At 70.9% G+C, this 21,441-nt stretch carries 14 protein-coding genes; 6 read left to right on the top strand and 8 right to left on the bottom strand.

Annotated elements, in window-relative coordinates:
* The first annotated feature begins 17 nt into the window (after positions 1-17).
* The 3 genes from J3S20_RS15765 to J3S20_RS15755 all read left to right on the top strand — a co-directional run bounded on the left by J3S20_RS15765 (position 18) and on the right by J3S20_RS15755 (position 4,106).
* A complete protein-coding gene (locus J3S20_RS15765) occupies positions 18-2,024 on the top strand; it encodes a M3 family metallopeptidase (protein WP_216837440.1) in 2,007 nt (668 codons plus the stop codon).
* Positions 2,025-2,082: 58 nt separating this feature from the next.
* Entirely contained in the window at positions 2,083-3,717 is a 1,635-nt protein-coding gene (locus tag J3S20_RS15760; RefSeq protein ID WP_216837439.1) for an alpha-D-glucose phosphate-specific phosphoglucomutase, read from the top strand.
* Positions 3,718-3,794: 77 nt separating this feature from the next.
* Positions 3,795-4,106 (top strand): chorismate mutase, encoded by a 312-nt coding sequence (locus tag J3S20_RS15755; RefSeq protein ID WP_216837438.1) that lies wholly within the window; start codon positions 3,795-3,797, stop codon positions 4,104-4,106.
* Positions 4,107-4,237: 131 nt separating this feature from the next.
* Here the strand turns inward: J3S20_RS15755 and J3S20_RS15750 are convergent, their stop codons facing one another.
* Complete coding sequence (locus tag J3S20_RS15750; protein WP_216837437.1) at positions 4,238-5,185, bottom strand: isocitrate lyase/PEP mutase family protein; 948 nt, start codon at positions 5,183-5,185, stop codon at positions 4,238-4,240.
* A gap of 107 nt (positions 5,186-5,292) precedes the next feature.
* On the opposite strand from J3S20_RS15750, the gene J3S20_RS15745 reads away from it, so the two are divergent.
* The 3 genes from J3S20_RS15745 (at position 5,293) to J3S20_RS15735 (ending at position 9,159) form a co-directional block, all read left to right on the top strand.
* Positions 5,293-6,258 carry a Bug family tripartite tricarboxylate transporter substrate binding protein gene (locus tag J3S20_RS15745; RefSeq protein WP_216837436.1) on the top strand — a complete coding sequence of 322 codons (966 nt, stop codon included), beginning with the start codon at positions 5,293-5,295 and terminating at the stop codon, positions 6,256-6,258.
* Between the two features lie 352 nt (positions 6,259-6,610).
* Positions 6,611-7,555, top strand: a complete 945-nt coding sequence (locus J3S20_RS15740) for an isopenicillin N synthase family dioxygenase (RefSeq protein ID WP_343215236.1) — start codon at positions 6,611-6,613, stop codon at positions 7,553-7,555.
* Positions 7,556-7,572: 17 nt separating this feature from the next.
* Positions 7,573-9,159, top strand: a complete 1,587-nt coding sequence (locus J3S20_RS15735) for a CocE/NonD family hydrolase (RefSeq protein WP_216837435.1) — start codon at positions 7,573-7,575, stop codon at positions 9,157-9,159.
* A 3-nt stretch (positions 9,160-9,162) separates the two neighbouring features.
* Here J3S20_RS15735 and J3S20_RS15730 read toward each other — a convergent pair whose 3' ends face one another.
* From J3S20_RS15730 to J3S20_RS15700, 7 genes are all read right to left on the bottom strand, one after another.
* Complete coding sequence (locus tag J3S20_RS15730; RefSeq protein ID WP_343215235.1) at positions 9,163-10,347, bottom strand: MFS transporter; 1,185 nt, start codon at positions 10,345-10,347, stop codon at positions 9,163-9,165.
* The gene (locus J3S20_RS15725) at positions 10,344-11,684 is read right to left on the bottom strand and encodes an NAD(P)-binding domain-containing protein (RefSeq protein WP_216837434.1); all 1,341 of its coding nucleotides are present in this window, start codon (positions 11,682-11,684) and stop codon (positions 10,344-10,346) included. Before J3S20_RS15725 ends, J3S20_RS15730 begins: the two co-directional genes overlap by 4 nt.
* Positions 11,681-12,082, bottom strand: coding sequence for a PadR family transcriptional regulator (locus tag J3S20_RS15720; RefSeq protein WP_246602852.1), 402 nt, complete (start codon positions 12,080-12,082; stop codon positions 11,681-11,683). The genes J3S20_RS15725 and J3S20_RS15720 overlap by 4 nt, the downstream gene beginning before the upstream one ends.
* 67 nt (positions 12,083-12,149) lie before the next feature.
* The gene (locus J3S20_RS15715) at positions 12,150-15,239 is read right to left on the bottom strand and encodes an efflux RND transporter permease subunit (protein ID WP_216837433.1); all 3,090 of its coding nucleotides are present in this window, start codon (positions 15,237-15,239) and stop codon (positions 12,150-12,152) included.
* Between the two features lie 3 nt (positions 15,240-15,242).
* Positions 15,243-18,365, bottom strand: coding sequence for an efflux RND transporter permease subunit (locus tag J3S20_RS15710; protein WP_216837432.1), 3,123 nt, complete (start codon positions 18,363-18,365; stop codon positions 15,243-15,245).
* On the bottom strand, positions 18,362-19,870 hold the full coding sequence (locus tag J3S20_RS15705; protein WP_216837431.1) for an efflux RND transporter periplasmic adaptor subunit: 1,509 nt from the start codon (positions 19,868-19,870) through the stop codon (positions 18,362-18,364). Before J3S20_RS15705 ends, J3S20_RS15710 begins: the two co-directional genes overlap by 4 nt.
* Positions 19,867-21,357, bottom strand: a complete 1,491-nt coding sequence (locus tag J3S20_RS15700; protein WP_216837430.1) for an efflux transporter outer membrane subunit — start codon at positions 21,355-21,357, stop codon at positions 19,867-19,869. Before J3S20_RS15700 ends, J3S20_RS15705 begins: the two co-directional genes overlap by 4 nt.
* Positions 21,358-21,441 lie beyond the last annotated feature (84 nt).

Genomic DNA, 21,441 nt, shown 5'->3' with positions numbered 1-21,441 from the left:
CCTGCTAATTTGGCGGCATGACCGAAAATCCGCTGCTCGCCCCCTGGACCACGCCCTTCGGCGTGCCCCCCTTCGACCTGATCCGGCCCGAGCATTTCGGGCCCGCCTTCGACCAGGGCATGGCCGAGCAGCTTGACGAGATCGCCGCCATCGCCGGCGATCCGGCGCCTGAAACCTTCGCCAATACGGTGGAGGCGCTGGAGCGCAGCGGGCGGACGCTGGACCGGGTGCGCAGCGTCTTCTTCAACCTGGTCTCCAGCCAGGCGACCGACGCCTACCAGGCGATCGAGCGGGACTACGCGCCGCGGCTCGCCCGCCATCGCGCGGATATCGTGCTGAACCCGGCGCTCTTCGCACGCATTTCCGCGTTGTTGCAGCGCCGCGAAAGCCTCGGCCTGGATGCAGCCCAGGACCGGCTGCTGCTGCGGCTGCATGCCGGGCTGGTGCGCAGCGGCGCGGCGCTGGATGCGGCGGGGCGGGAGCGGATGGCGGCGATCTCCACGCGGCTCGCCGTGTTGCACACGCAATTCGGCCAGAACGTGCTGGCGGACGAGAACGAATGGCAGCTGGTACTGTCCGAGGCCGACCTCGAAGGGCTGCCGGACTTCGCCCGCGACGCGGCGCGGGAATCCGCGCGGGAGCGCGGGGTGGAGGGCTGGGTCATCACCCTGTCCCGCTCCTCCATCGAGCCCTTCCTGGTGTTCTCGACGCGGCGCGACCTGCGCGAGGTGGCCTGGCGCGCCTGGGTGGCGCGGGGCCTTGGCGCACGCGACAACACGGTGCTGATCAAGGACATCCTGGCGCTGCGCGCCGAACGCGCCCGGCTGCTGGGCCACGCGGACTTCGCGGCCTGGCGGCTGGCCGACAATATGGCGCGCGACGCCGACGCGGCCTCGGACCTGCTGCACCAGGTCTGGGCCCCCGCTAAGCGTCGCGCGGCGGTGGAACGGGCGGAGCTGGAGGCGCTGGCCGGCCATCCCATCGAGGCCTGGGACTGGCGCCACTATGCCGAGATCGCGCGCCGCGCGCGGCACGACATCGATGAGAGCCTGACAAAACCCTATTTCCCGCTGGACGGCATGCTGGCCGCCGTCTTCGATACGGCGCGGCGCCTGTTCGGCGTGCGCTTCGTCGAGCGGCCGGACATTCCCGTCTATCACCCGGATGTCCGCGCCTTCGACATGCAGGACGAGGCCGGCGCGCATCGCGGCGTCTTCCTGCTCGACAGTTTTGCGCGCGCGGGCAAGCGATCCGGCGCCTGGATGAGCAGCTATCGCGTGGGGCATGGGCTGGATGGCCCGGTGACGCCGATCGTGGTGAACAACAACAACATCGCGAAATCCACGCCCGCGCTGCTGTCCTTCGACGAGGCGCGGACCCTGTTCCATGAATTCGGCCATGCGTTGCACGGCCTGCTCTCCACCGCGCATCACCCGTCCCAATCCGGCACCGCCGTGCTGGCGGATTTCGTTGAGTTCCCGAGCCAGGTGCTGGAGCATTGGCTGGAAGTGCCCGAGATTTTGCGCAGCCACGCCCGCCACCACGAGACCGGTGAGCCGCTGCCGGAGGATCTGCTGCGCCGGCTGCTCGCGGCACGCCAGGATGGGCAGGGTTTTGCCAGCGTGGAATTCGTCTCCTCCGCGCTCATCGACCTGGCGCTGCACACGCATCCCGACCCGCAGGCGCTCGACGTGTTGCAGTTCGAGGAAGAATTTCTGGGCGAGATCGGCATGCCGGAGGCGATCGGCCTGCGCCATCGCCCCGCGCATTTCCAGCACCTCTTTGCCGGCGGCGGCTACGCGGCGGGCTACTACGCCTATATGTGGGCGGAGGTGCTGGATGCCGATGCCTTCGAAGCCTTCGAGGAAGCCGGCGATCCCTTCGACCCGGCGCTGGCGGCGAAGCTCAAGGCCATCTATCAGGCCGGTGACACGCGCGACCCAATGGAACTCTACGTCGATTTCCGCGGCCGCCCGCCTTCCGTGCAGGCGCTGCTTCGCAACCGGGGGCTCGCCGAAGCGTAGGGGTCTTGCCGCCGGCGAAGCCGCAGGGTGAAGCTGCGGCAATGCCGGGAGAGAACGCATGAGCCTTCGCCGCATCGCCACCACGCCCTTCGCCGACCAGAAGCCCGGCACCTCCGGCCTGCGCAAGAAGGTGACCGTCTTCCAGCAGCCGCACTACGTCGAGAATTTCGTGCAGGCGATCTTCGACGTGCTGGGCGAGAAGCGGAACGGCGCAACGCTGGTGGTGGGCGGCGATGGCCGCTTCCTGAACCGGGAGGTGGTGCAGACCACGCTGAAGATCGCCGCCGCCAACGGATTTGCCCGGATCCTGGTGGGGCAGGGGGGGCTGCTGTCGACGCCGGCGGCCTCGAACCTCATCCGCATCTCCGGTGCGATTGGCGGCGTGGTGCTCTCGGCCAGCCACAATCCCGGCGGGCCGGACGGCGACTTCGGCATCAAGTTCAACGCGGCGAATGGCGGGCCGGCGCCGGAGGAGATCACCGGCGCCATCTTCCGGCGCGCCAGCGCGATCACTGGATATGCGATGATGGAGGTGCCGGACCTCGATCTGGACCAGCTCGGCGAACAGCGCCTGGGCGACTGCCTGATCCAGGTGGTGGATCCGGTGGCGGACTACGCCGTGATGATGCGCAAGCTGGTGGATTTCGACGCCCTCGCGGAGCTCTTCGCCGGCGGCTTCCGCATGCAGTTCGACGCGATGAGCGCGATCACCGGGCCCTATGCGAAGGCGATCCTGGAGAACACGCTGCGCGCCGCGCCGGGCACGGTGCGCAACGGCACGCCGCTGCCGGATTTCGGTGGCCACCATCCGGACCCCAATCCGGTGCATGCGGCCGAATTGATGGAGGCGATGATGCGCGCCGATGCGCCGGATTTCGGCGCCGCCTCCGACGGCGATGGCGACCGCAACATGATCGTGGCGCCGGGGCTTTTCGTCACGCCCTCCGACAGCCTGGCGATCTTGGCGGCGCATGCGCATCGCGCGCCGGGCTATGCGCGCGGGCTTTCGGGCGTCGCGCGATCGATGCCCACCAGCCGCGCGGTGGACCGCGTGGCCAAGGCGCTCGGCATTCCCTGCTACGAGACGCCGACCGGCTGGAAGTTCTTCGGCAACCTGCTGGATTCCGGCCGCATCACGCTGTGTGGCGAGGAAAGCGCCGGCACCGGCTCCGACCATGTGCGGGAGAAGGACGGGCTCTGGGCCGTGCTGCTCTGGCTCAATATCCTGGCCGCCACCGGCCAGCGCGCGGATGCGCTGGTGCGGGATCACTGGGCGCGCTTCGGCCGCGACTACTACACGCGCCACGACTATGAGGAGGTGGATGCCGCCGCCGCGAACGGGCTGATGCAGGCGCTGCGCGCGCAGCTTCCCACGCTGCCCGGCAAGACTTTTGGTGGCCTCACCGTCTCCGAATGCGACGACTTCGCCTATACCGACCCCGTCGATGGCTCGGTGACTGAACAGCAGGGCGTGCGCATCCTGTTTGCCGAGGATGCGCGGGCGGTCTTTCGGCTCTCCGGCACCGGCACGGTCGGCGCCACGCTGCGGGTCTATCTCGAGCGCTTCGAGCCCGACCCGGCGCGCCACGCGCTGGAAACCCAGGCGGTGCTGGCCCCGGTCATCGCCGCGGCCGGCGAGATTGCCGGCATTGCCCGGCATACCGGCCGGGACGCTCCCTCCGTGGTGACCTGACCCCGCTTGGCTTCCCCTGGCCGGCCGCCTTCTGCTAGGGCTGGGGCGCGACATCCAGGCGAGAAGGCGGCAGACCCATGCCCAACGACACCGCGGCCAAGCCGGCCGCCCCGGAGGACCTCTGGCGACTGCGCACCAGCCTGGACAATATCGACACGGCCTTGATCGCCATGCTGGCGGAACGTTTCCGGGTGACGCGGGAAGTGGGCCAGCTCAAGGCCCGGCACCGGCTGGACGCGGTGGACGTGGCGCGGGAGGAGGCGAAGGTCGCCCGCCTGCGGGAGACCGCCGCCCGCGCCGGCCTGGATGAGGATTTTGCCGAGGAGTTCATCCGCCGGGTGATGGCGGAGGTCGTCCGCCAGCACCGGATCATCGCCGAGAAGGGGTAGAGTCTTTGCCGACCTTCAAACGCCAGGCGCCGCGCTCCGCGCGGCTTGGCTTCGCCGCATAAGCGGCGGCGGCCATTCGGCCGCTCGGCCGGCGAGATGCCGGCCGCAGGTTGCGTCGTGACCGGCGCAGGTCACCCCTTCGCCGGCGTCTCCACCCGCAGGTAGCGATCCTCCAGCGCCCGCCAGGTGGCATTGTCAAAAAGCTCCCAGAGCTTGCCGTGGCTGTACATGCTGCCCGCCACGGCATTGGTCGAGCCGGTCTCCTTCAGCGAGGCCAGCATCTCCATCCCCGCCTTGGCGATCAGCCGGGTCATGGCATTCGGGTAGATCGCGAGCCGAAAACCCAGTTCCTGCAGCCGTTCCGCCGGCAGGATCGGCGTCTTGCCGCCCTCCACCATATTGGCCAGCAGCGGCACCTCGGGGAAGGCGCGGCCGACATCCTCCAGCTCCGCCTCGCTCTGCGGGCTTTCGACGAAGATCACATCGGCCCCGGCCTCCCGGTAGGCGCGGGCGCGGCCGATGGCGGCGGCCAGGCCCTCGCCGGCGCGGGCATCGGTGCGGGCGATCACCACGAAGTCCGGGTCCCGCCTGGCTTCGACCGCCGCGCGGATGCGCATCTGCATATCGGTGGTGGAGACCAGCTTGCGGCCCGGCTCATGGCCGCACTTCTTCGGCCATTCCTGGTCCTCGATCTGGATGGCGGAGACGCCGGCACGCTCATATTCCCGCACCGTGCGGATGACGTTCAGCGGCCCGCCATAGCCGGTATCGCCATCGGCGATGACGGGGATGGAGACCACGTCGCAGATGCGGCGGATGCGGTCGATGATCTCGCCGAAGGACAGGGCCGCGACATCCGGCGCGCCGAGCGCGCTCATCGAGATGCCGGCGCCGGTGATGTACAGCGCCTTGAAGCCGGAGGCATCGACCAGCCGGGCCGTGACGCAATCGAAGGCGCCAGGGGCCAGCAGCAGCTCCGGCCCGGCCAGCAACTGGCGCAACCGGCGGTTGCGGCCGGCGGCATCTGCCAAGCCGATGGGCAGAACGGGGCCGGAGGGAGCAGAAACGGCATCGGGCATGGGCGGCGACCTCCATCTGCGGCGCCGGGGGGCTCTGCGCGAAGCTTCACCCTGGCGCCGGGTTATCCCATGCTACTGCCATGCAACGCCTTCGGACCAAACCCCCCATGCGCCTATCCCGCCGAGAACTGATCGCCGGCCTGGCCGCTGCCCCCCTGGCTTCCGCCCCCGCCGCGGCCCAGGGTCGCCCCTTGCGGATCATCATGCCCTTCCCGCCCGGCCAGGGCTCCGACCTGCTGATGCGCATGCTGGCGGAGCGCCTGACCGGCCCGCTGGGCCAGCCGGTGGTGGTGGAGAACCGCCCCGGCGCCGGCGGCACGCTGGGCATGGACTACGCGGCCAAGGCGGCGCCGGATGGGCTGACCATCGTGATGGGCGGCAGCGGCCCCACCACCATCGCGCCCAGCCTCTACCCCACGCTGCCCTACGACCCGCAGCGGGACATGACGCCGATCTGCCTGATCGCCAGCGTGCCGCAGCTTTTCGTGGTGAACGTCGATTTCCCCGTGCGGACCATCCCGGAGCTGATCGCGCGCGCCAAGGCGAATCCGGGGGGCATCTTCTATGCCTCCTCCGGCAACGGAACGACGCAGCACCTGAATGTCGAGATGTTCGCGGCGATGACGGGCACGCAGCTGACCCATGTGCCCTATCGCGGATCGGGCCCCGCCATCACGGACCTGGTGGCGGGGCAGGTGCCCTTCCTGTCGGATACGCTCTCGGCACTCACCGCCATGGTGCGGGACGGCCGGGTGCGGGCGATCGGCGTCACCTCCCGCACCCGCTCGCCCTTCTTCCCGGACGTGCCCACGATCCATGAGCAGGGGGTGGAGGGCTATGAATCGGTGGGCTGGATCAGCCTGCTGGGCCCCAAGGGCCTGCCCGACGCCCAGGCCGCCCGGATCGAGGCGGAGGTGGAGAAGGTGCTGGCCCAGCCCGATTTCCAGGCGCGGCTGGCCGAGCAGGCCTTCACGCCGACCTTCCTGAATCGCCGCGACTTCGCCGGCTTCATCGCCAGCGAGACCGCGAAGTGGCGCCAGGTGGTGCAGACCGCGGGCGTGAAGCTGGACTGAGCCGCCGCCGCCATGCCCAGGCCGCGGTCACTGCGGCCGGGGCAGCGGCGTGCATTTGGGCAGCTTCGGGGGGGCTTGGGTGGCTGGTCGCCGCCGGCCCGCTGGCATGGCGATTGCACACGTGCTGCGTGTGTCGCCGAGGCATCCGGCGACGCGGCAGGAGATGGGACGAATTGCCAGGCCCCTTCCACCACGGCAGCCGATCGCGCGCGCCGCGCCCTGACCGGCCCCGCCACCCGCGCGCCCGGTTGCGGCCGGGACGGGAGAACCTGCCCCGCGACGCGGAGGCCGATCCGCCTGGCCTGCCGAGCCCCGGCAGGATGCGAAGCCATATCCCGCAGGAGAAAGCCGCGTGAGCATCTACAGGGCGCCCGCAGCCATGACGTCGATCCCCGTCATCGATATCGGCGGGCTTGCCTCGGCCGAGCCCGCGTCGCGCAAGGATGTCGCCTGGCAGATCCACAAGGCCTGCCGCGACACCGGCTTCTTCTACGCCGCCAATCACGGCATTCCGCAGCGCCTGCTGGATGGCCAGTTCGCCGCCGCCCGCGCCTTCTTTGCCAGGCCGCTTGCGGAGAAGATGGCCGTGCATTTCCGCCCCGGCGCGCACAACCGCGGCTATGAGGCGATGCAGCGCCAGCGCCTGGACGAAGGCTCCCCGCCCGACCTGAAGGAGAGCTTCATGTTCGCCGGCGAAGCGCCGGACGGCCCGCGCAACCTGTGGCCGGAGGGCATGGCGGAGTTCCGCGCGCAGATGGAAAGCTACCACACCGCGGTGACCTCGCTGGCCGACCGGCTGATGCGCGCCTTCGCCCTGTCGCTCGACCTGTCCGAGAGCTATTTCTGCGACGGCTTCGAGGGCGTGAAGCCTTCCATCCGCCTGCTGCACTACCCGCCGCAGCCGAAGGATGCCGCCTTCAACCAGCTCGGCGCCGGGGCGCATACCGATTGGGGCGCGCTGACGCTGCTGCTGCAGGACGATGCGGGTGGGCTCGAGGTCTGCAATGCCGATGGGCAATGGATCAGCGCCACGCCGATCCCCGGCACCTTCATCGTCAATCTCGGCGACATGGTGCGGCGCTGGACCAATGACATGTACCAGTCGACGCCGCATCGCGTGGTGAATGCCGCGAGCGGGCGGGACCGCTATTCCTGCGCCGCCTTCTACAGCCCGCGCCGCGACTATGTGGTGCGCTGCGTGCCCACCTGCCTGCCGGAAGCCGGCCCGCCGCATTACGCGCCCTGCACCACCGGCGAACACATGGATGAGATGGTGCGGCGGACCTACGGCGGGTGAGTCCAGAGACGCTATCCATGCGCACCTGCGATGGGGTGCGGCTGGATGCGGATGTCTGGCGCCCCGCCGCGCCCGGCCCGCATCCCGTTCTGCTGATGCGCCAGCCCTATGGACGGCGCATCGCCTCCACCGTCGTCTTCGCGCATCCCGCCTGGTATGCGGCGCAGGGCTATATCGTGGTGATCCAGGATGTGCGCGGCAGCGGCACCTCCGAAGGGGTCTTCGTCGCCTATGACCGCGAGGCGGAGGATGGCGCGGAGGCCGTTGCCTGGGCCGCTTCCCTGCCGGGCGCGGATGGCCAGGTGGCGATGTACGGCTTTTCGTATCAGGGGGCCACGCAGCTTCTTGCCTTGTCGCAACAGCCGCCGGCGCTGCGCGCCATCTCGCCGGCCATGGCGAGCTGGGACCTCTATGCGGAGAAGGCGCGCGACAGGGGCGCCTTCCTGCTGGCGGGCAATGCCTATTGGGCGGCGCAGGTCGCGGCGATCCAGGCGCGGCGCGCGGGGGATGCGGTGGCCTATGCCGCGCTCGCCGCGGCCGGGCCTTCGATCTTCGCCGGGCCGGTGCCCGCGGCGCCGGCGCTGCTCGATCGCCACAAGGCGCTGCACCACTACGAGGTCTGGCGCGATGCGCCGGCCGAGGATGCCTACTGGACGCGCGCCTCGCCCGCACAGGCGATTGGCGCGGCGCGGCCCGCAATCCCCGCGCTCTGGGTCGGCGGCTGGTTCGACTATCACCTGGACGGCACGCTGGCCGGCTTCGCGGCGCTTTCGCAGCTTCATGCGGAGAATTGGCTGATCATTGGCCCCTGGCCGCATCTCGCCTGGTCGCCGCAGGGCGCCGGCACGGATTTCGAGCCGGCGGCGCTGAGCGATATCGATGCGATGCAGGTGGCGCTCTTCGACCATGTGCTGAAGGGGCGGGACCCGCCGGGCTGGATGGCCGAAGGCCGCGTGCGGCTTTTCGACCTCGGCCTGCGCATCTGGCGCTGCTTTTCCGCGTTTCCGCAGCCGGCGTTGCGTCCGCTGTACCTGGCGGGCGATGGCCGCGCCGCGGTGCGGGATGGGGAGTTGGCGGATGCGCCGCCCGCAGAGGCGGTGTGGGAGCGTGTGACGCATGACCCCTGGCGCCCGGTGCCTGCAATCGGCCTGCATCACGGCAACCCCGCCTGGTGCGACAGGGCGCAGGTCGATGCGCGCTTCGACGTCGCCTGCTTCACCACGGAACCGCTGGCCGCGCCGCTCGACCTGGTCGGCGTGCCGGAGCTGGTGCTGGAGATCGAGGCCAATGCGCGGAGCTTCGATGTCAACGCCACGTTGTCCCTGGTGACGCCGGAGGGACGAAGTTTTGCGCTATCCCAGGCGCATGCGGTGGTGACGCGGCCGGGCGAGGTGCGGCTGAAGCTGCGCGCGCTGTGCATCACGCTGCAGCCGGGGCAAAGGCTGCGCCTGTCCCTCGCCGGTGCCTGCTTCCCTGCCTATCCGGTGAACCCCGGAACTGGCACGGATCCGCGCGCGGCGACGGTGGCGGAGGCGCTGCCCCTCACCCTGTCCATCCGCTGTGGCGGACCGATGGCGTCCCGCCTGCTGCTGCCGGTGATGTAGGGTTCAGCCCTCGGGCGCGGCGGCCGGCGCCGGCCGCAGCAGCAGAAGCGCCAGGCAGCCGGACAGCGCCAGCGCCATGGTGACGCTGAGCGCGGCCGCTACGCCCCCGCGTTCCAGCAGCAGCCCGAAGAGGAAGGGCGAGGCCGCCTGAAGGAAGCGCGCCGGCGCCCCCAGCAGCCCCTGCCGCGCGCCATAGCCACCGGGACCGAAGACGGCCAGCGGCAGCGTGCCCTTGGCGATGGTCATCACGCCATTGCCCATGCCGTGCAGCACGGCATAGGCCGCCGCCGCCGGCCCGCCGAAGATCAGCAGCACCGCGGCGCCCAGGGGATGCCCCAGCATGGCCAGCCGCGCCGAGACCAGCGGGTGGAAGCGCCGCAACAGCCCGAATTCGGCGACGCGCGCCGCCACCTGCGCCGGCCCGATCAGCGCCGCCGCGGCCACCGCCGTGGCCCCCGTGGCCCCTGCGGCCTGCAGCAGCGCCGGCAGATGCGCCGCCATGGCGCCGGCGATGAACCAGCTGCCGGCGAAGACGAAGGCGAGCAGCGGCATGGCCAGGCGGCTCGGCGCCGGCGGCGCCTGCTGCGTCATCGCCGCCTTGCGCTCCGGCGGCGGCGCCGGCGGCACCAGCAGCCGGTTCAGCGGCAGGCCCACCAGCAGATGCAGTGCCGCCCAGCCGAGGCAGGCGCCGCGCCAGCCGAAGGCCTCCTCCATCAGCGCGGAGACCGGCCAGCCCACGGTGCTGGCGAAGCCCGCGATCAGGGTGATGCCGGTGATCGGCCCGCGCGCCGCCAGGCCATAAAGCCCGGCCAGTGTCGCGAAGGCCGCGTCATAGAGCCCCATGGCCATGCCGATGCCCAGCACGACCCAGCCCGCCGCCATCCCCCAGGGCCCCTGCGCCAGGCCCAGCGCCACCAGCCCGAGCGCCAGCACCAGGTTGGAGGCGGTGAGCATGCCCCGCCCGCCCCTCTGGTCGATCGCCCGCCCCACCAGGGGGCCGAGCAGCGCCGAGAGCATGAGCGCGGCGGAGAAGGCCCCGAAGATCCAGGCCGTGGACACGCCGAACTCCGCGGCCATCGGCGCCGCCAGGATCGCTGGCAGGTAGTAGGAGGAGGCCCAGGCCAGCGTCTGGGCCGTGCCGAGGGCAATGACGACGCGCTTGGCGCCGGCGGGCGATGCCTCGCTCACGCCACGCCGCAGCAGGGCGCGGTGGCGGCAAGCTCCGGCTTGGGCGCGCAGCAGCTGACCTGCGGCGTCACCGGCGTGCAGCAGGATGAGGCGGCGGGTGCGCGGTCCAGGTTGCAGACGCCCGTCTCCGGCAGCACCAGCTCCACGCGCTGCGCGGCGGCGGTGTCGCCCGCCAGGTGGGCGGCGATGCTGCGCACCTGCTCATGGCCCGTGGCCAGCAGGAAGGTGGGGGCGCGGCCGTAGCTCTTCATGCCGGCGATGTAGAAGCCCGGCTCCGGCTGGCGCAGCTCGGCCTCGCCATGCGGGCGCACCGTGCCGCAGCTGTGCTGGTTCGGGTCGATCAGCGGGGCGAGGGCGGGGGTCGCCTCCACCGCCGGGTCCAGCAGCAGCCGCACCTCCCGCAGGAAGCCAAAATCGGGGCGGAAGCCGGTGGCGACGATGAGGCGGTCGGCCTGGACGGTCAGCGCCTGCGCCGCCTGCCGGCCGGTGATCGCCAGCGCCCCGTCCTGCGCCGCGATGCGGTCGATCAGGAAGGGGGCGAGGGCGGTCACGGCGCCGCGCTCCACCAGCGCCTGCGCCCGCGCGCCGAGCGCGCCGCGCGCCGCCAGCCCATCCTTCGCGCCGCCGCCGAAATTCACCGCGCCGAGCGGTCGGCGAAACGCCCAGAGGATGCGCGTGCCCGGCACCTGCCGCGCCAGCTCCGCCAGGTCCAGCACCGCATTCATGGCGGAATGCCCGGCGCCCACCACCAGCGTGGTGCGCCCTGCATAGTTTTCGCGGGCGGCGCCGAGCACATCGGGGATGCCATAGGCGATGCGGTCGGCGTGGCGCGCCTCGCCCAGTGCCGGCAGGCCATGCGCGCCGGCGGGATTCGGGGCGGACCAGGTGCCGGAGGTGTCGATCACCGCCGCGGCCTCGATCGCCTCCTCATCCGCCAGATGCAGCACGAAGGGCGCCGCGGCGCGGTCCGCGCCATCCTGCAGCCGGCCGAGATCCCGCCGCGCGACACCGGTGACGCGGGTATCCGTGCGAATGTCCTCGGCCAGCGCCTCGGCCAGCGGGTCCAGGTAGCGCGCCACCAGCTCGGCGCCGGTCGGATAGGTTTCGGGGTCCGGCGCCTGCCAGCCGCGCGACGCCAGCAGTGCGGCGGCGGCCGCGTCGATGTTGTAGCGCCAGGGCGAGAACATCCGCACATGGCCCCATTCCCGCACCGCGGCCGCGATGTGCGGCCCGGCTTCCAGCACCAGCGGGCGCAGCCCGCGCGCCCGCAGATGCGCGGCGGCGGCCAGCCCGATGGGGCCGGCGCCGATGACGGCGACAGGCAGGGATTGGGTCATGCGCAATCCTCCTTGCAGGGTTTGGCGAAGGCGCGGCCGGTATCGGTCAGCGCGGCGGTGGCTTCCATCCAGGCCTCCAGCGCGACCTGGAAGGCGGCGCGGCCGCTGTCCGTCAGGGCATAGACGCGGCGCTGCCGGCCCTGCACCACTTCCTCCGCCACGGTGACGAAGCCGCCGGCTTCGAATTCGCGCAGGACGGGGTAGATGGTGCCCTCGGTGGGCGAACAGCAGCCGCCCGTCACCCGCTCCACCGCCCTCGCCACGTCATAGCCATGCAGCGGCGCGTCATGCAGCACGCGCAGGATGAAGAATTTCGACAGCCCCATCTTGATGGTGCCGGCCCAGTAGTCGCGGGCGCCATAGTCGATGCGGGGAGGGACGGGGCGGAGCTTGGCCATGCATCGAGGCTAATACCTCGGGGCTCGATGCATCAATCCACTATGGATGAAGATTTCTTCATCCGGCTCAGGCCGGCGCGGTCACCTTGGGCAGCGGCCGGCGCCGCTTCGCCGCCATGCGCTCAAACGTCAAATAAACCGCCGGCGTGGTGTAGAGCGTCAGCAGCTGCGACAGGATCAGCCCGCCGATGATGGTGATGCCGAGCGGCTGGCGCAGCTCCGCGCCCGGCCCCGTGGCGATGGCCAGCGGGATGGCGCCGAACAGCGCCGCCAGCGTGGTCATCAGGATCGGCCGGAAACGTTCGCGGCAGGCCTCCAGGATCGCCACCATGCCGCCCTCGCCACCTTCGCGTTCATGGGCCAGCGCGAAGTCCACCATCATGATGGCGTTCTTCTTCACGATGCCCATCAGCAGGATCACGCCGATCATCGCGATCACGCTGAAGGGCGTGCCGGTGGCCAGCAGCGCCAGCAGCGCGCCTATGCCCGCGGTCGGCAGCGTGGACAGGATGGTCAGCGGGTGGATCAGGCTTTCATAGAGCACGCCCAGCACGATGTAGATGGTGACCAGCGCCGCCAGGATCAGCAGCGGCAGGCCGGTGAGGAAGGTCTGGAAGCTGCGGGCATTGCCGGCGAATTCGCCGCGCACGCTGGCCGGCATTTGGATATCCAGCGCCGCCTGCTCGACGATCCGCGTCGCGGCACCCAGCTCCACCCCCTCGGCCAGGGAGAAGCTGATGCTGGCCGCCGGGAACAGGCCCTGATGGGTGATGGAACGCGGCGCCGTGGTGCGTTCCAGCCGCACCAGGGTGGCCAGCGGCACCGGCCCGTCGCGCCCCGGCACGAAGATGCCGGTGAGCTGGGAGGGGTCCTGCGTCAGCCGCGGATCGATCTCCAGGATCACGCGATACTGGTTGCGCGTGCGGTAGATGGTGGAGACCTGGCGCTGCGCGAAGGCATTGTTCAGCGCGCCGCCGAGCGCCGAGATGGAGACGCCGAGGCGCGCCGCCGCATCGCGATCGATCACCAGGCGGGAGACCAGGCCGGTGCGTTCCTGGTCCGAGGAGACATCCACCACCTGCGGAATCGTGCGCAGCTGGTTCACCAGCCGCTCGCTCCAGGTGCCAAGCTCCTCCAGGTCCGGGGTCAGCAGCACGTACTGATAGTTCGCATTGCCTTGGCGGCCGCCGACCATGATGTCGCTCTGCGCACGCAGGAAGGTCTGCGCGCCGACGATGCGGCCGAGCGGGGCGCGCAGCCGCGCGATGACCTGCGCCGCATTCATGCCGCCCCGATCGGCCAGCGGCTTCAGCCCGACCTGCAGGCGGATGTTGGAGGAGCCGAAGAAGCCGCCGCCACCGAGCGAGGCGGAGACGCTCTCCACCGCCGGATCGGCGCGTATCACCTCCACCACCCGCTCCTGGTAGCCGACCATGGCCTGGAAGGAAGTGTCCGGCTGCGCCACCACCGCACCCACCAGCAGGTTGCTGTCCTGCTCCGGGAAGAAGGCCTTGGGCACCTGCATGTAGAGCCAGACGGTGAGTGCCACGAGGCCGATGGTCACCGTCACCGTCAGCCGCCGCCAGCGCAGCACCGCCACCAGGCTGCGCATGTACAGCGCGATGACGCCGTCCATCGCCGCCTCGAAGCCCCGGCCGAAGCGGCCCGGCACATGCGGCCGCTGCCGCGCCAGAAGCACCGCCAGCATCGGCGTGACGGTCAGGGAGATGACTGCGGAGATGGCCACCGCGATGGACAGCGTCGCCGCAAATTCGAAGAACATGCGGCCGACGATGCCGCCCATGAACAGCAGCGGGATGAAGACCGCGATCAGCGAGACGCTCATCGAGACCACGGTGAAGCCGATCTGCCGCGCGCCCTCCAGCGCCGCCTCCCGCGGCCGCAGGCCACGCTCGGTCATGCGCGCCATGTTCTCGATCATGATGATGGCGTCGTCGACGACGAAGCCGACCGAGATGGTCAGCGCCATCAGCGAGAGGTTGTTGAGCGAGAAGCCCACCATCCACATCACGCCCAGCGTACCGAGCAGCGACAGCGGCACGGAAATGCCGGCGGCGATGATGGCGGAGGTGCGGCGCAGGAAGACCGCCACCACCAGCACCACCAGCACGATGCTGATCAGCAGCGTGTGCTGCACCTCCGCCACGCTGGCGCGGATCGTCTCCGACCGGTCGCGCATGATGGTCACGTCGATGCCGGCGGGGATCCAGCGCGCCAGGTCCGGCAGCAAAGCGCGCACGCCGTCCACCACCTCCAGCACATTGGCGTCCGCCTGCTTGTAGACGGTGAGGATCACCGCCGGGCGGCCGTTGTAGGACCCCGCCTGGCGCCGGTCGCGCGGCCCCAGATCCACCTGCGCCAGGCTGGACAGGCGCACGATGGCACCATTGGCCTGGGTCACCACGATGTCGCCGAAGTCCTGCGGCGTCGCCAGCCGGTCATTCACCGAGATGGCGGCGGACTGATAGGGGCCGTCGATCAGCCCGGTGGCCTGGGTGACATTGGCATTGGTGATGGCGGTGCGGATCTGGTCGAGCGAGACATTGGCCGCCGTCGCCGCCGCGGGGTCCACCGCGACCCGCACCGCCGGCTGCTCCGCCCCCGCGATGCCCACAGTCGCCGTGCCATTCACCTGCGACAGCCGCGGCACCACCACGCTGTCCGCCGCATCGTAGATCTCGCCCGCCGTCAGCGTGTCGGAGGTCATGGCCAGGATCAGCACCGGCAGGTCGCCGGGGTTCAGCTTGCGGAAACTCGGCTGGCTGGTGAGGCCGGACGGCAGGTCCGCCTGCGCCGCATTGATCGCCGCTTGCACGTCCCGCGCCGCGGATTCGATGGAGCGCGAGAGGTCGAACTGCAGGATGATGCGCGTGGAGCCGAGCGAGGAGCTGGAGGTCATCTCGCTGATGCCGGGAATCTCGCCCAGCTTGCGCTCCAGCGGCGCCGCGACGGAGGAGGCCATGATGGCCGGATCCGCGCCGGACTGGCTGGCCGTCACCGCGATGGTCGGGAAATCCACCTTTGGCAATGGCGCTACGGGAAGGTCGAAATAGGCGACGAGACCGGCCAGCGCGAGGCCGATCGCCATAAGCGTGGTGCCGATGGGGCGCGCGATGAAGGGGGCGGAGATCGACACGGGCTATTCCGCCGGCGCCGGCGGGGCGCTGCCCCGGCCAAGCCGCGCGGCGCGGCTGCGGATCGCCTCCATCGCCAGGTAGATGACGGGGGTGGTGTAGAGCGTGATCACCTGGCTCAGCAGCAGCCCGCCGATGACGGAGACGCCAAGCGGCAGCCGCAGCTCCGACCCCGCGCCCGATCCCAGCACCAGCGGCAGCGCGCCGAGCAGGGCGGCCATGGTCGTCATCATGATCGGCCGGAAGCGCAGCAGGCAGGCTTCCCGGATTGCATCGCGCGGCGACATGCCGTGCTCGCGCTGCGCCTCCAGCGCGAAGTCGATCATCATGATGGCGTTCTTCTTCACGATGCCCATCAGCAGCACGATGCCGATCAGCCCCACCACGGACAGGTCCAGCCCGAACAGCTCCAGCCCAAGCAGCGCGCCGATGCCGGCTGAGGGCAGGGTGGACAGGATGGTGATGGGGTGGATGACGCTTTCGTAGAGCACGCCGAGCACGATGTAGATGACGATGATGGCGGCCAGGATCAGCCAGCCCTGGCCGGCCAGGGACCGCGTGAATTCCGCCGCATCGCCGCCGAAGCGGCCGGAGATGGAATCCGGCATGCCGAGCGAGGCCTGAGTCCGGCGCACCGCCTCAAGCGCCGCGCCGAGCGAGGCATCGGGGGCGAGGTTGAAGCTGAGCGTCACCGCCGGGAACTGGTCCAGCCGCGTGATGGTCAGCGGGCCGCGGCCGCGGCTGATGGTGGCGATCTCGGATAGCGGGATCTGCGCCGCGATGCCATCCGTGCCCGCCACCGTGCTGGTCACGCGCAGCAGGCCGATGGCGGCGGGGTCGCTGGCCTGCGCCGGGTCGGCTTCCAGCACCACGCGGTACTGGTTGTTCTGCGCATAGATGGTGGAGATCTGGCGCTGGCCGAAGGCGTTGTAGAGCGTATCGTCCACCGCCTGCATGGTGACGCCGAGCCGCGCCGCGCGCAGCCGGTCCACCTGCACCTGCACGCGCAGCCCATCCTCCCGCTGGTCGCTGCCGACGTCGCGCAGCTCCGGCAATTGCCGCATCGCCGCCAGCATGCGCGGCGCCCATTCGGCCAACTGCGCCGCGTCGCTGTCCATCAGCGTGTACTGGTACTGGGTGGAGGAGGGCCGCGTGCCGATCTGGATGTCCTGCACCGGCTGCATATAGGTCTCGATGCCCGGTATGGTGGCCAGCCGCGGCGCCAGGCGCGCCATGATGGCGGAGACATCGTCGCTGCGTTCGCTGCGCGGCCGCAGCACCGCGGTCAGCTGCCCGGTGTTCTGGGCCGCATTCACCGTGCCGGCCCCGGCGACGGAGGTCACTGCGACCACGTCCGGATCCTGACGCACCAGCTCCGAGACCCGGCGCTGCAGCTCCGACATGCGGGCGAAGGAGACGTCCTGCGGCGCCTCCGTGGTGATGGTGATCAGCCCCGTATCCTGGAGGGGAAGAAAACCCTTCGGCATGACGATGTAGAGCCCCACCGTGCCGGCGAGCGTCAGCCCGGCCAGCACCAGCATCAGCCCCTCCCGCGCCAGGGCCATGTCCAGCGTGCGGGCATAGCCGCGGCGCAGCGCCTCGAAGCCGCGCTCGAACAGGTCGGAGATGCGGCCGGGCTTGTCCTCCCCATGCGGGCGCAGCAGAAGCCCGCACATCATCGGCGTCAGCGTCAGCGACACGACCATGGAGACCAGCACGGAGATGGTCAGCACCATGGCGAATTCACGGAACAGCCGGCCGACCACACCCTCCATGAACAGCAGCGGGATAAAGACCGCGATCAGCGAGAGGGTGAGGGAGACGATGGTGAAGCCGATCTGCTTCGCACCCTCATAGGCCGCCTGCAGGGGCTTCTTCCCCTCCTCGATCATGCGGACGATGTTCTCGATCATCACGATCGCATCGTCGACCACGAAGCCCGTCGCGATGACCAGCGCCATCAGCGAGAGGTTGTCCATGGAATAGCCGAGCAGCGCCATGATGCCGAAGGTGCCGATGATGGACAGCGGCAGCGCCACGCCGGGCACGATGGTGGCCCGCGCCGTGCGCAGGAACAGGAAGATCACCGCCACCACCAGCACGATGGACAGAACCAGGGTCAGCTGCACCTCATGCACCGAGGCGCGGATGGTCTCGGTTCGATCCGAGACAACCGAAAGCTCCACCCCCGCCGGCAGCGCGCGCTGCAGCCCCTCCAGCTGGCCGCGCAGCGCCTCCACCGTGGCGACGATATTGGCGCCGGGCTGGCGCTGCACATCCAGCAGCACGGCGGGGCGGCCGTTGAACCAGGCCGCCGTCAGCGTGTTCTCCAGCCCCTCCACCGCCGCGCCGATATCGCGCAGCCGCACCGGCGCGCCGTCGCGCCAGGCGACGATCAGGTCATCGAAGCCCGCGGCGGTGGTGATCTGGTCGTTCGCCATGACGGCGGAGGACTGCTGCGGCCCGTTCACGGACCCCTTGGCGCCGGCGACATTGCTGGCGGTGACGGCGCTGCGCACCGCCTCCATGCCGATGCCATAGGCGGCGAGCCGTCGCGGATCCACCTGCAGCCGCACCGCCGGGCGCATATTGCCCTGCACGGCGACGCGGCCGACGCCGCCCACCTGCGCCAGGCGCTGCGCCAGCAGCGTATCGACGATATCCGACAGCCGCGCCACCGGCAGCGTCTCACTGGTCAGGGCGAGCGTCAGGATCGGCGGATCGGCCGGGTTCACCTTCGCATAGGTCGGCGGATAGGGCAGGGTGGAAGGCAGCGTGCCGCGCGCCGCATTGATCGCCGCCTGCACATCCTGCGCCGCATCGTCGATGTCGCGATCCAGGTTGAACTGCAGCGTGATGCGGGAGACGGAGGGGCCGCTGACCGAGACCATCTCGGACAGCCCCGCAATCTGCGCCAGCTGGCGTTCCAGGGAGGCGGTGACCAGCACCGCGATGGTGTCCGGGGACGCGCCGGGCAGCTGGGTTGTCACCTGGATGGTGGGGAAGTCCACCTCCGGCAGCGAGGACACCGGCAGGCGCAGATAGCCATAGAGCCCGGTCAGCAGCACCGCGATGGCCAGCAGCGCGGTGGCGATGGGCCGCGCGATGAAGGGCGCGGAGATGTTCACGGTGCGGGGGCACCCGCAGGCCGCGCGCCGGAAGCGGGCGCCGGTGCGCCAGCGGGCGGATTGCCAGGCGCACCGCCAGCCGGAGCACCCGCGCCCTGCGGACCACCCGCTCCCTGCGGACCCCCCGCGCCCTGCGGGCGACGCCGCTGCTGCCGCGGCACCGCCGCCGGCACCACGGGATCCGCCACCTGCACCGCGCTGCCCTCCACCAGGCGCAGCGCGCCGGAGGTGACGGCCCGCTCACCCGGGCGCATGCCGCGCTGCACCACGGCCTGCTGGCCGGCGATGGTGCCGAGCGTCAGCGGCCGCTGCTCCACCGTATTGTCGTCGCGGATGACGAAGGCATAGGGGCCCTGCGGCCCGCGCTGCACGGCGACCAGCGGCAGCACCACCACGTCCCGCAGCGTTGCCACCTGGATGCGCGTATTGACGAAGGCGCCGGGCCACAGCCGCAGGTCGGCATTGTCGAATTCCGCCTTCAGCTTGATGGTGCCGGTGGTCTGGTCCACCTGATTGTCCACCGTGACCAGGCGGCCAATCGGATTGGGCGGCGGGGCGCTGCCATCCAGCCGCGGCGGCGCGGTTTCCGCCAGCCGCGCTTCCACCGGCACGGGCCCCGCCTGCAGCGCCTGGATCACCTGCGCCAGGTTCTGCTGCGGCAGGGTGAAGGTCACCGCCACGGGCCGCAGCTGCGTCACAACCACGATGCCCGTGGTGCTGCTGGACTGCACGAAATTGCCGATATCCACCTGGCGCAGGCCGACGCGGCCATCGATCGGGGATCGGATGGTGGTGTCGTCCAGCTGCGCCTGGGCGGCGTCGATCGTCGCCTGGTCGAATTGGAGCTGCGCCTCCAGCTGCGCCACGGTGGCGCGCTGCGTGTCCAGCGTCTGCTGCGATGTGCCGCTGCTGCGCGCCAGCTGCTGGTAGCGCTGCAGGTCGCGCTGCGCATTGGCCAGCTGCGCCTGGCGCTGCGCCCGCGTCGCCACCGCCTGGTCCAGCGCCGCCTGGTAGCTGCGCTGGTCGATGCGCACCAGCACATCTCCCGCCTTCACCTCCTGCCCCTCGCGGAACAGGATCTCGGTGATGCGGCCGGAGACCTGCGGCACCACGGTGACGGTGTTGGAAGCCTGGACCGTGCCCAGCGCATCCAGCAGGATCGGCAGGTCTTCCACCGTCGCGGTCGCGGCGGTCACCGGGATGGCGGGCGCGCCGGCGCCGCGCCGGGCGCCGGCGGGGCCCGCCGCGGGCGTGCCGGAAGCGGGCGCCGCCGCATTGCCGAACCAGCCCTGCCGCCAGCCATACCAGCCCCCGCCGGCCGCCAGCAGCAGCAGCAGGACCAGGAGCCAGGGCCAGCGGCGCCGGCGCCCTACCGGGGCGGGGGTGGGGCTCGCCGTTGCGCCGGGTGCGGGCAGCGCCAGCACCTCCGGCGGCGCGGGCAGCGCTGCCTGGCTGGTTGAGGCAGTCGGGGCTTCCGGCCGAGGCGGGCGGGGCAGGTCGTTCATCTTGGGGGGCTCATCCTGCCGACGGCAGCGGGGGCGGCTTCCGCAAATGGGGCGGAGGCCGGCGGAACATAGGTCCAGCCGCCTCCCAAGGCCGTGAACAGCGCCGCGGCGGCCTGCAGCCGGTCCGTCTGCGCCTGGGCCACGGCGTTGCGCGCGGTGAACAGGCTGGACTGCACCGAGAGCACGGTCAGCAGATCCACCGTGCCGGCCTGCAGCTGCGCATCCGCGATGGCATAGGCGCGCTGCGCCGCTTCCGCCCGCACGCGCTGCAGCTGCAGCGCCTCCGTCGTGCGGCGCAGGGCGGACAGGCTGGTTTCCGTATCCTGCAGCGCGGCCAGGATGGTGCGGCGGTAATCCGCCAGCAGCTCCGCCTGCCGGGCGCTGAACTGCTCCACCTGGGCGCGCAGCGCGCCGCCATCGAAGATCGGCGCGGTCAGACCCGCGGCCAAGCTGTAGACGGTGGCGCCTGGCCGCAGCAGCGTATCCAGCGCCAGGCTCTGCAGCCCGCCGCTGCCGGTCAGCGCGATGGTGGGAAACAGCGCGGCGCGGGCGGCGGCGACATTGGCATTGGCGGCGGCCAGGTTCGCCTCCGCCTGCTGCACATCCGGCCGGCGGGCCAGAACCTCGGAAGGCAGGCCCGGCTCGATCACCGGAACCACCAGGGAATCGAGGCGCACCGCGCGGATATCGATCTCCCCCGGCGCCACGCCGGTCAGCGTGCCGAGCGCGAAGCTGTTCTGCTCCGCGGTCTGCTGCAGCGGCGGAATGGCGGCGCGCTGCTGCGCCACCACCGTTTCCTGCTGCGCCACGTCCAGCCCGGTGGCGGTGCCGACGGCGACGCGCTGGCGCAGGATGGACAGGTTGCGCTCCGCCACCTCCAGGTTGCCGCGCTGGATCTCCAGCTGCTCCTGCGCGCCCAGCACGTTGAACAGCGCGGTGGCGACGGAGGATTGCGTGCTCAGCGCCGTGACGCCGATGGCATAGCGCGCCGCGGTGGCGGAGGAGCGGGCGCTGTCCAGGATCGCCCGGTTGCGGCCCCAGAAATCCAACTCGTAGCTGGCCGAGAGGCCGGTGCCGAAGCTGTTGTTGGCGCTGGCCGAACTGCCCAGGTTGCGGTTGCTGGAGCGGGACCGCGCGGCCTGGATATCCCCATCCACCGTCGGCAGCAGCGCGGCGCCGGAAATGCGCACCTCGGCATCCGCCTGGCGCAGCCGGGCGGCGGCGGCGGCCAGGTCCAGGTTGCCGGCCATGGCCGCCTGCATCAGCTGGTCCAGCTGCGGCGCGTTGAAGCCCTGCCACCAGCTGGCATCCGGCCAGCGCATGGCATCCGGCACCGGCTCCGCATTCGCGGCGCGGAAGAAGCTGGGCAGGCGGAGGCCGGAGGCGGCGGGGTCGATTCGGGCGGCGCAGCCGCTGGCCATGGCGGTCAGGCCGAGCAGGCTGGTGGCGCGCAAAAGGAAGCGGCGGTCAGGAATGGGGGAAGGCATGCGCAACAGTATGGACCTCGCTTGTGGCGCCTTGGAGGCCGCCCTCCAGGAGTCTCCTCTTTGATACGATGGGGGCGGCAGGGC

Origin of the sequence: Falsiroseomonas tokyonensis (assembly GCF_019024325.1) — a bacterium.
In the GTDB taxonomy this organism is placed as follows: Bacteria; Pseudomonadota; Alphaproteobacteria; order Acetobacterales; family Acetobacteraceae; genus Falsiroseomonas; species Falsiroseomonas tokyonensis.
The sequence above is the reverse complement of the archived record's forward strand: the minus strand, read 5'-3'. Positions and strand labels throughout refer to the sequence as shown.

What these genes read in the sequence shown, in the direction of transcription:
- J3S20_RS15765 (WP_216837440.1), top strand. Translation starts at nt 18, where the DNA reads ATGACCGAAAATCCGCTGCTCGCCCCCTGGACCACGCCCTTCGGCGTG.
- J3S20_RS15760 (WP_216837439.1), top strand. Translation starts at nt 2,083, where the DNA reads ATGAGCCTTCGCCGCATCGCCACCACGCCCTTCGCCGACCAGAAGCCC.
- J3S20_RS15755 (WP_216837438.1), top strand. Translation starts at nt 3,795, where the DNA reads ATGCCCAACGACACCGCGGCCAAGCCGGCCGCCCCGGAGGACCTCTGG.
- J3S20_RS15750 (WP_216837437.1), bottom strand. Translation starts at nt 5,185, where the DNA reads ATGCCCGATGCCGTTTCTGCTCCCTCCGGCCCCGTTCTGCCCATCGGC.
- J3S20_RS15745 (WP_216837436.1), top strand. Translation starts at nt 5,293, where the DNA reads ATGCGCCTATCCCGCCGAGAACTGATCGCCGGCCTGGCCGCTGCCCCC.
- J3S20_RS15735 (WP_216837435.1), top strand. Translation starts at nt 7,573, where the DNA reads ATGCGCACCTGCGATGGGGTGCGGCTGGATGCGGATGTCTGGCGCCCC.
- J3S20_RS15725 (WP_216837434.1), bottom strand. Translation starts at nt 11,684, where the DNA reads ATGACCCAATCCCTGCCTGTCGCCGTCATCGGCGCCGGCCCCATCGGG.
- J3S20_RS15720 (WP_246602852.1), bottom strand. Translation starts at nt 12,082, where the DNA reads ATGGCCAAGCTCCGCCCCGTCCCTCCCCGCATCGACTATGGCGCCCGC.
- J3S20_RS15705 (WP_216837431.1), bottom strand. Translation starts at nt 19,870, where the DNA reads ATGAACGACCTGCCCCGCCCGCCTCGGCCGGAAGCCCCGACTGCCTCA.
- J3S20_RS15700 (WP_216837430.1), bottom strand. Translation starts at nt 21,357, where the DNA reads ATGCCTTCCCCCATTCCTGACCGCCGCTTCCTTTTGCGCGCCACCAGC.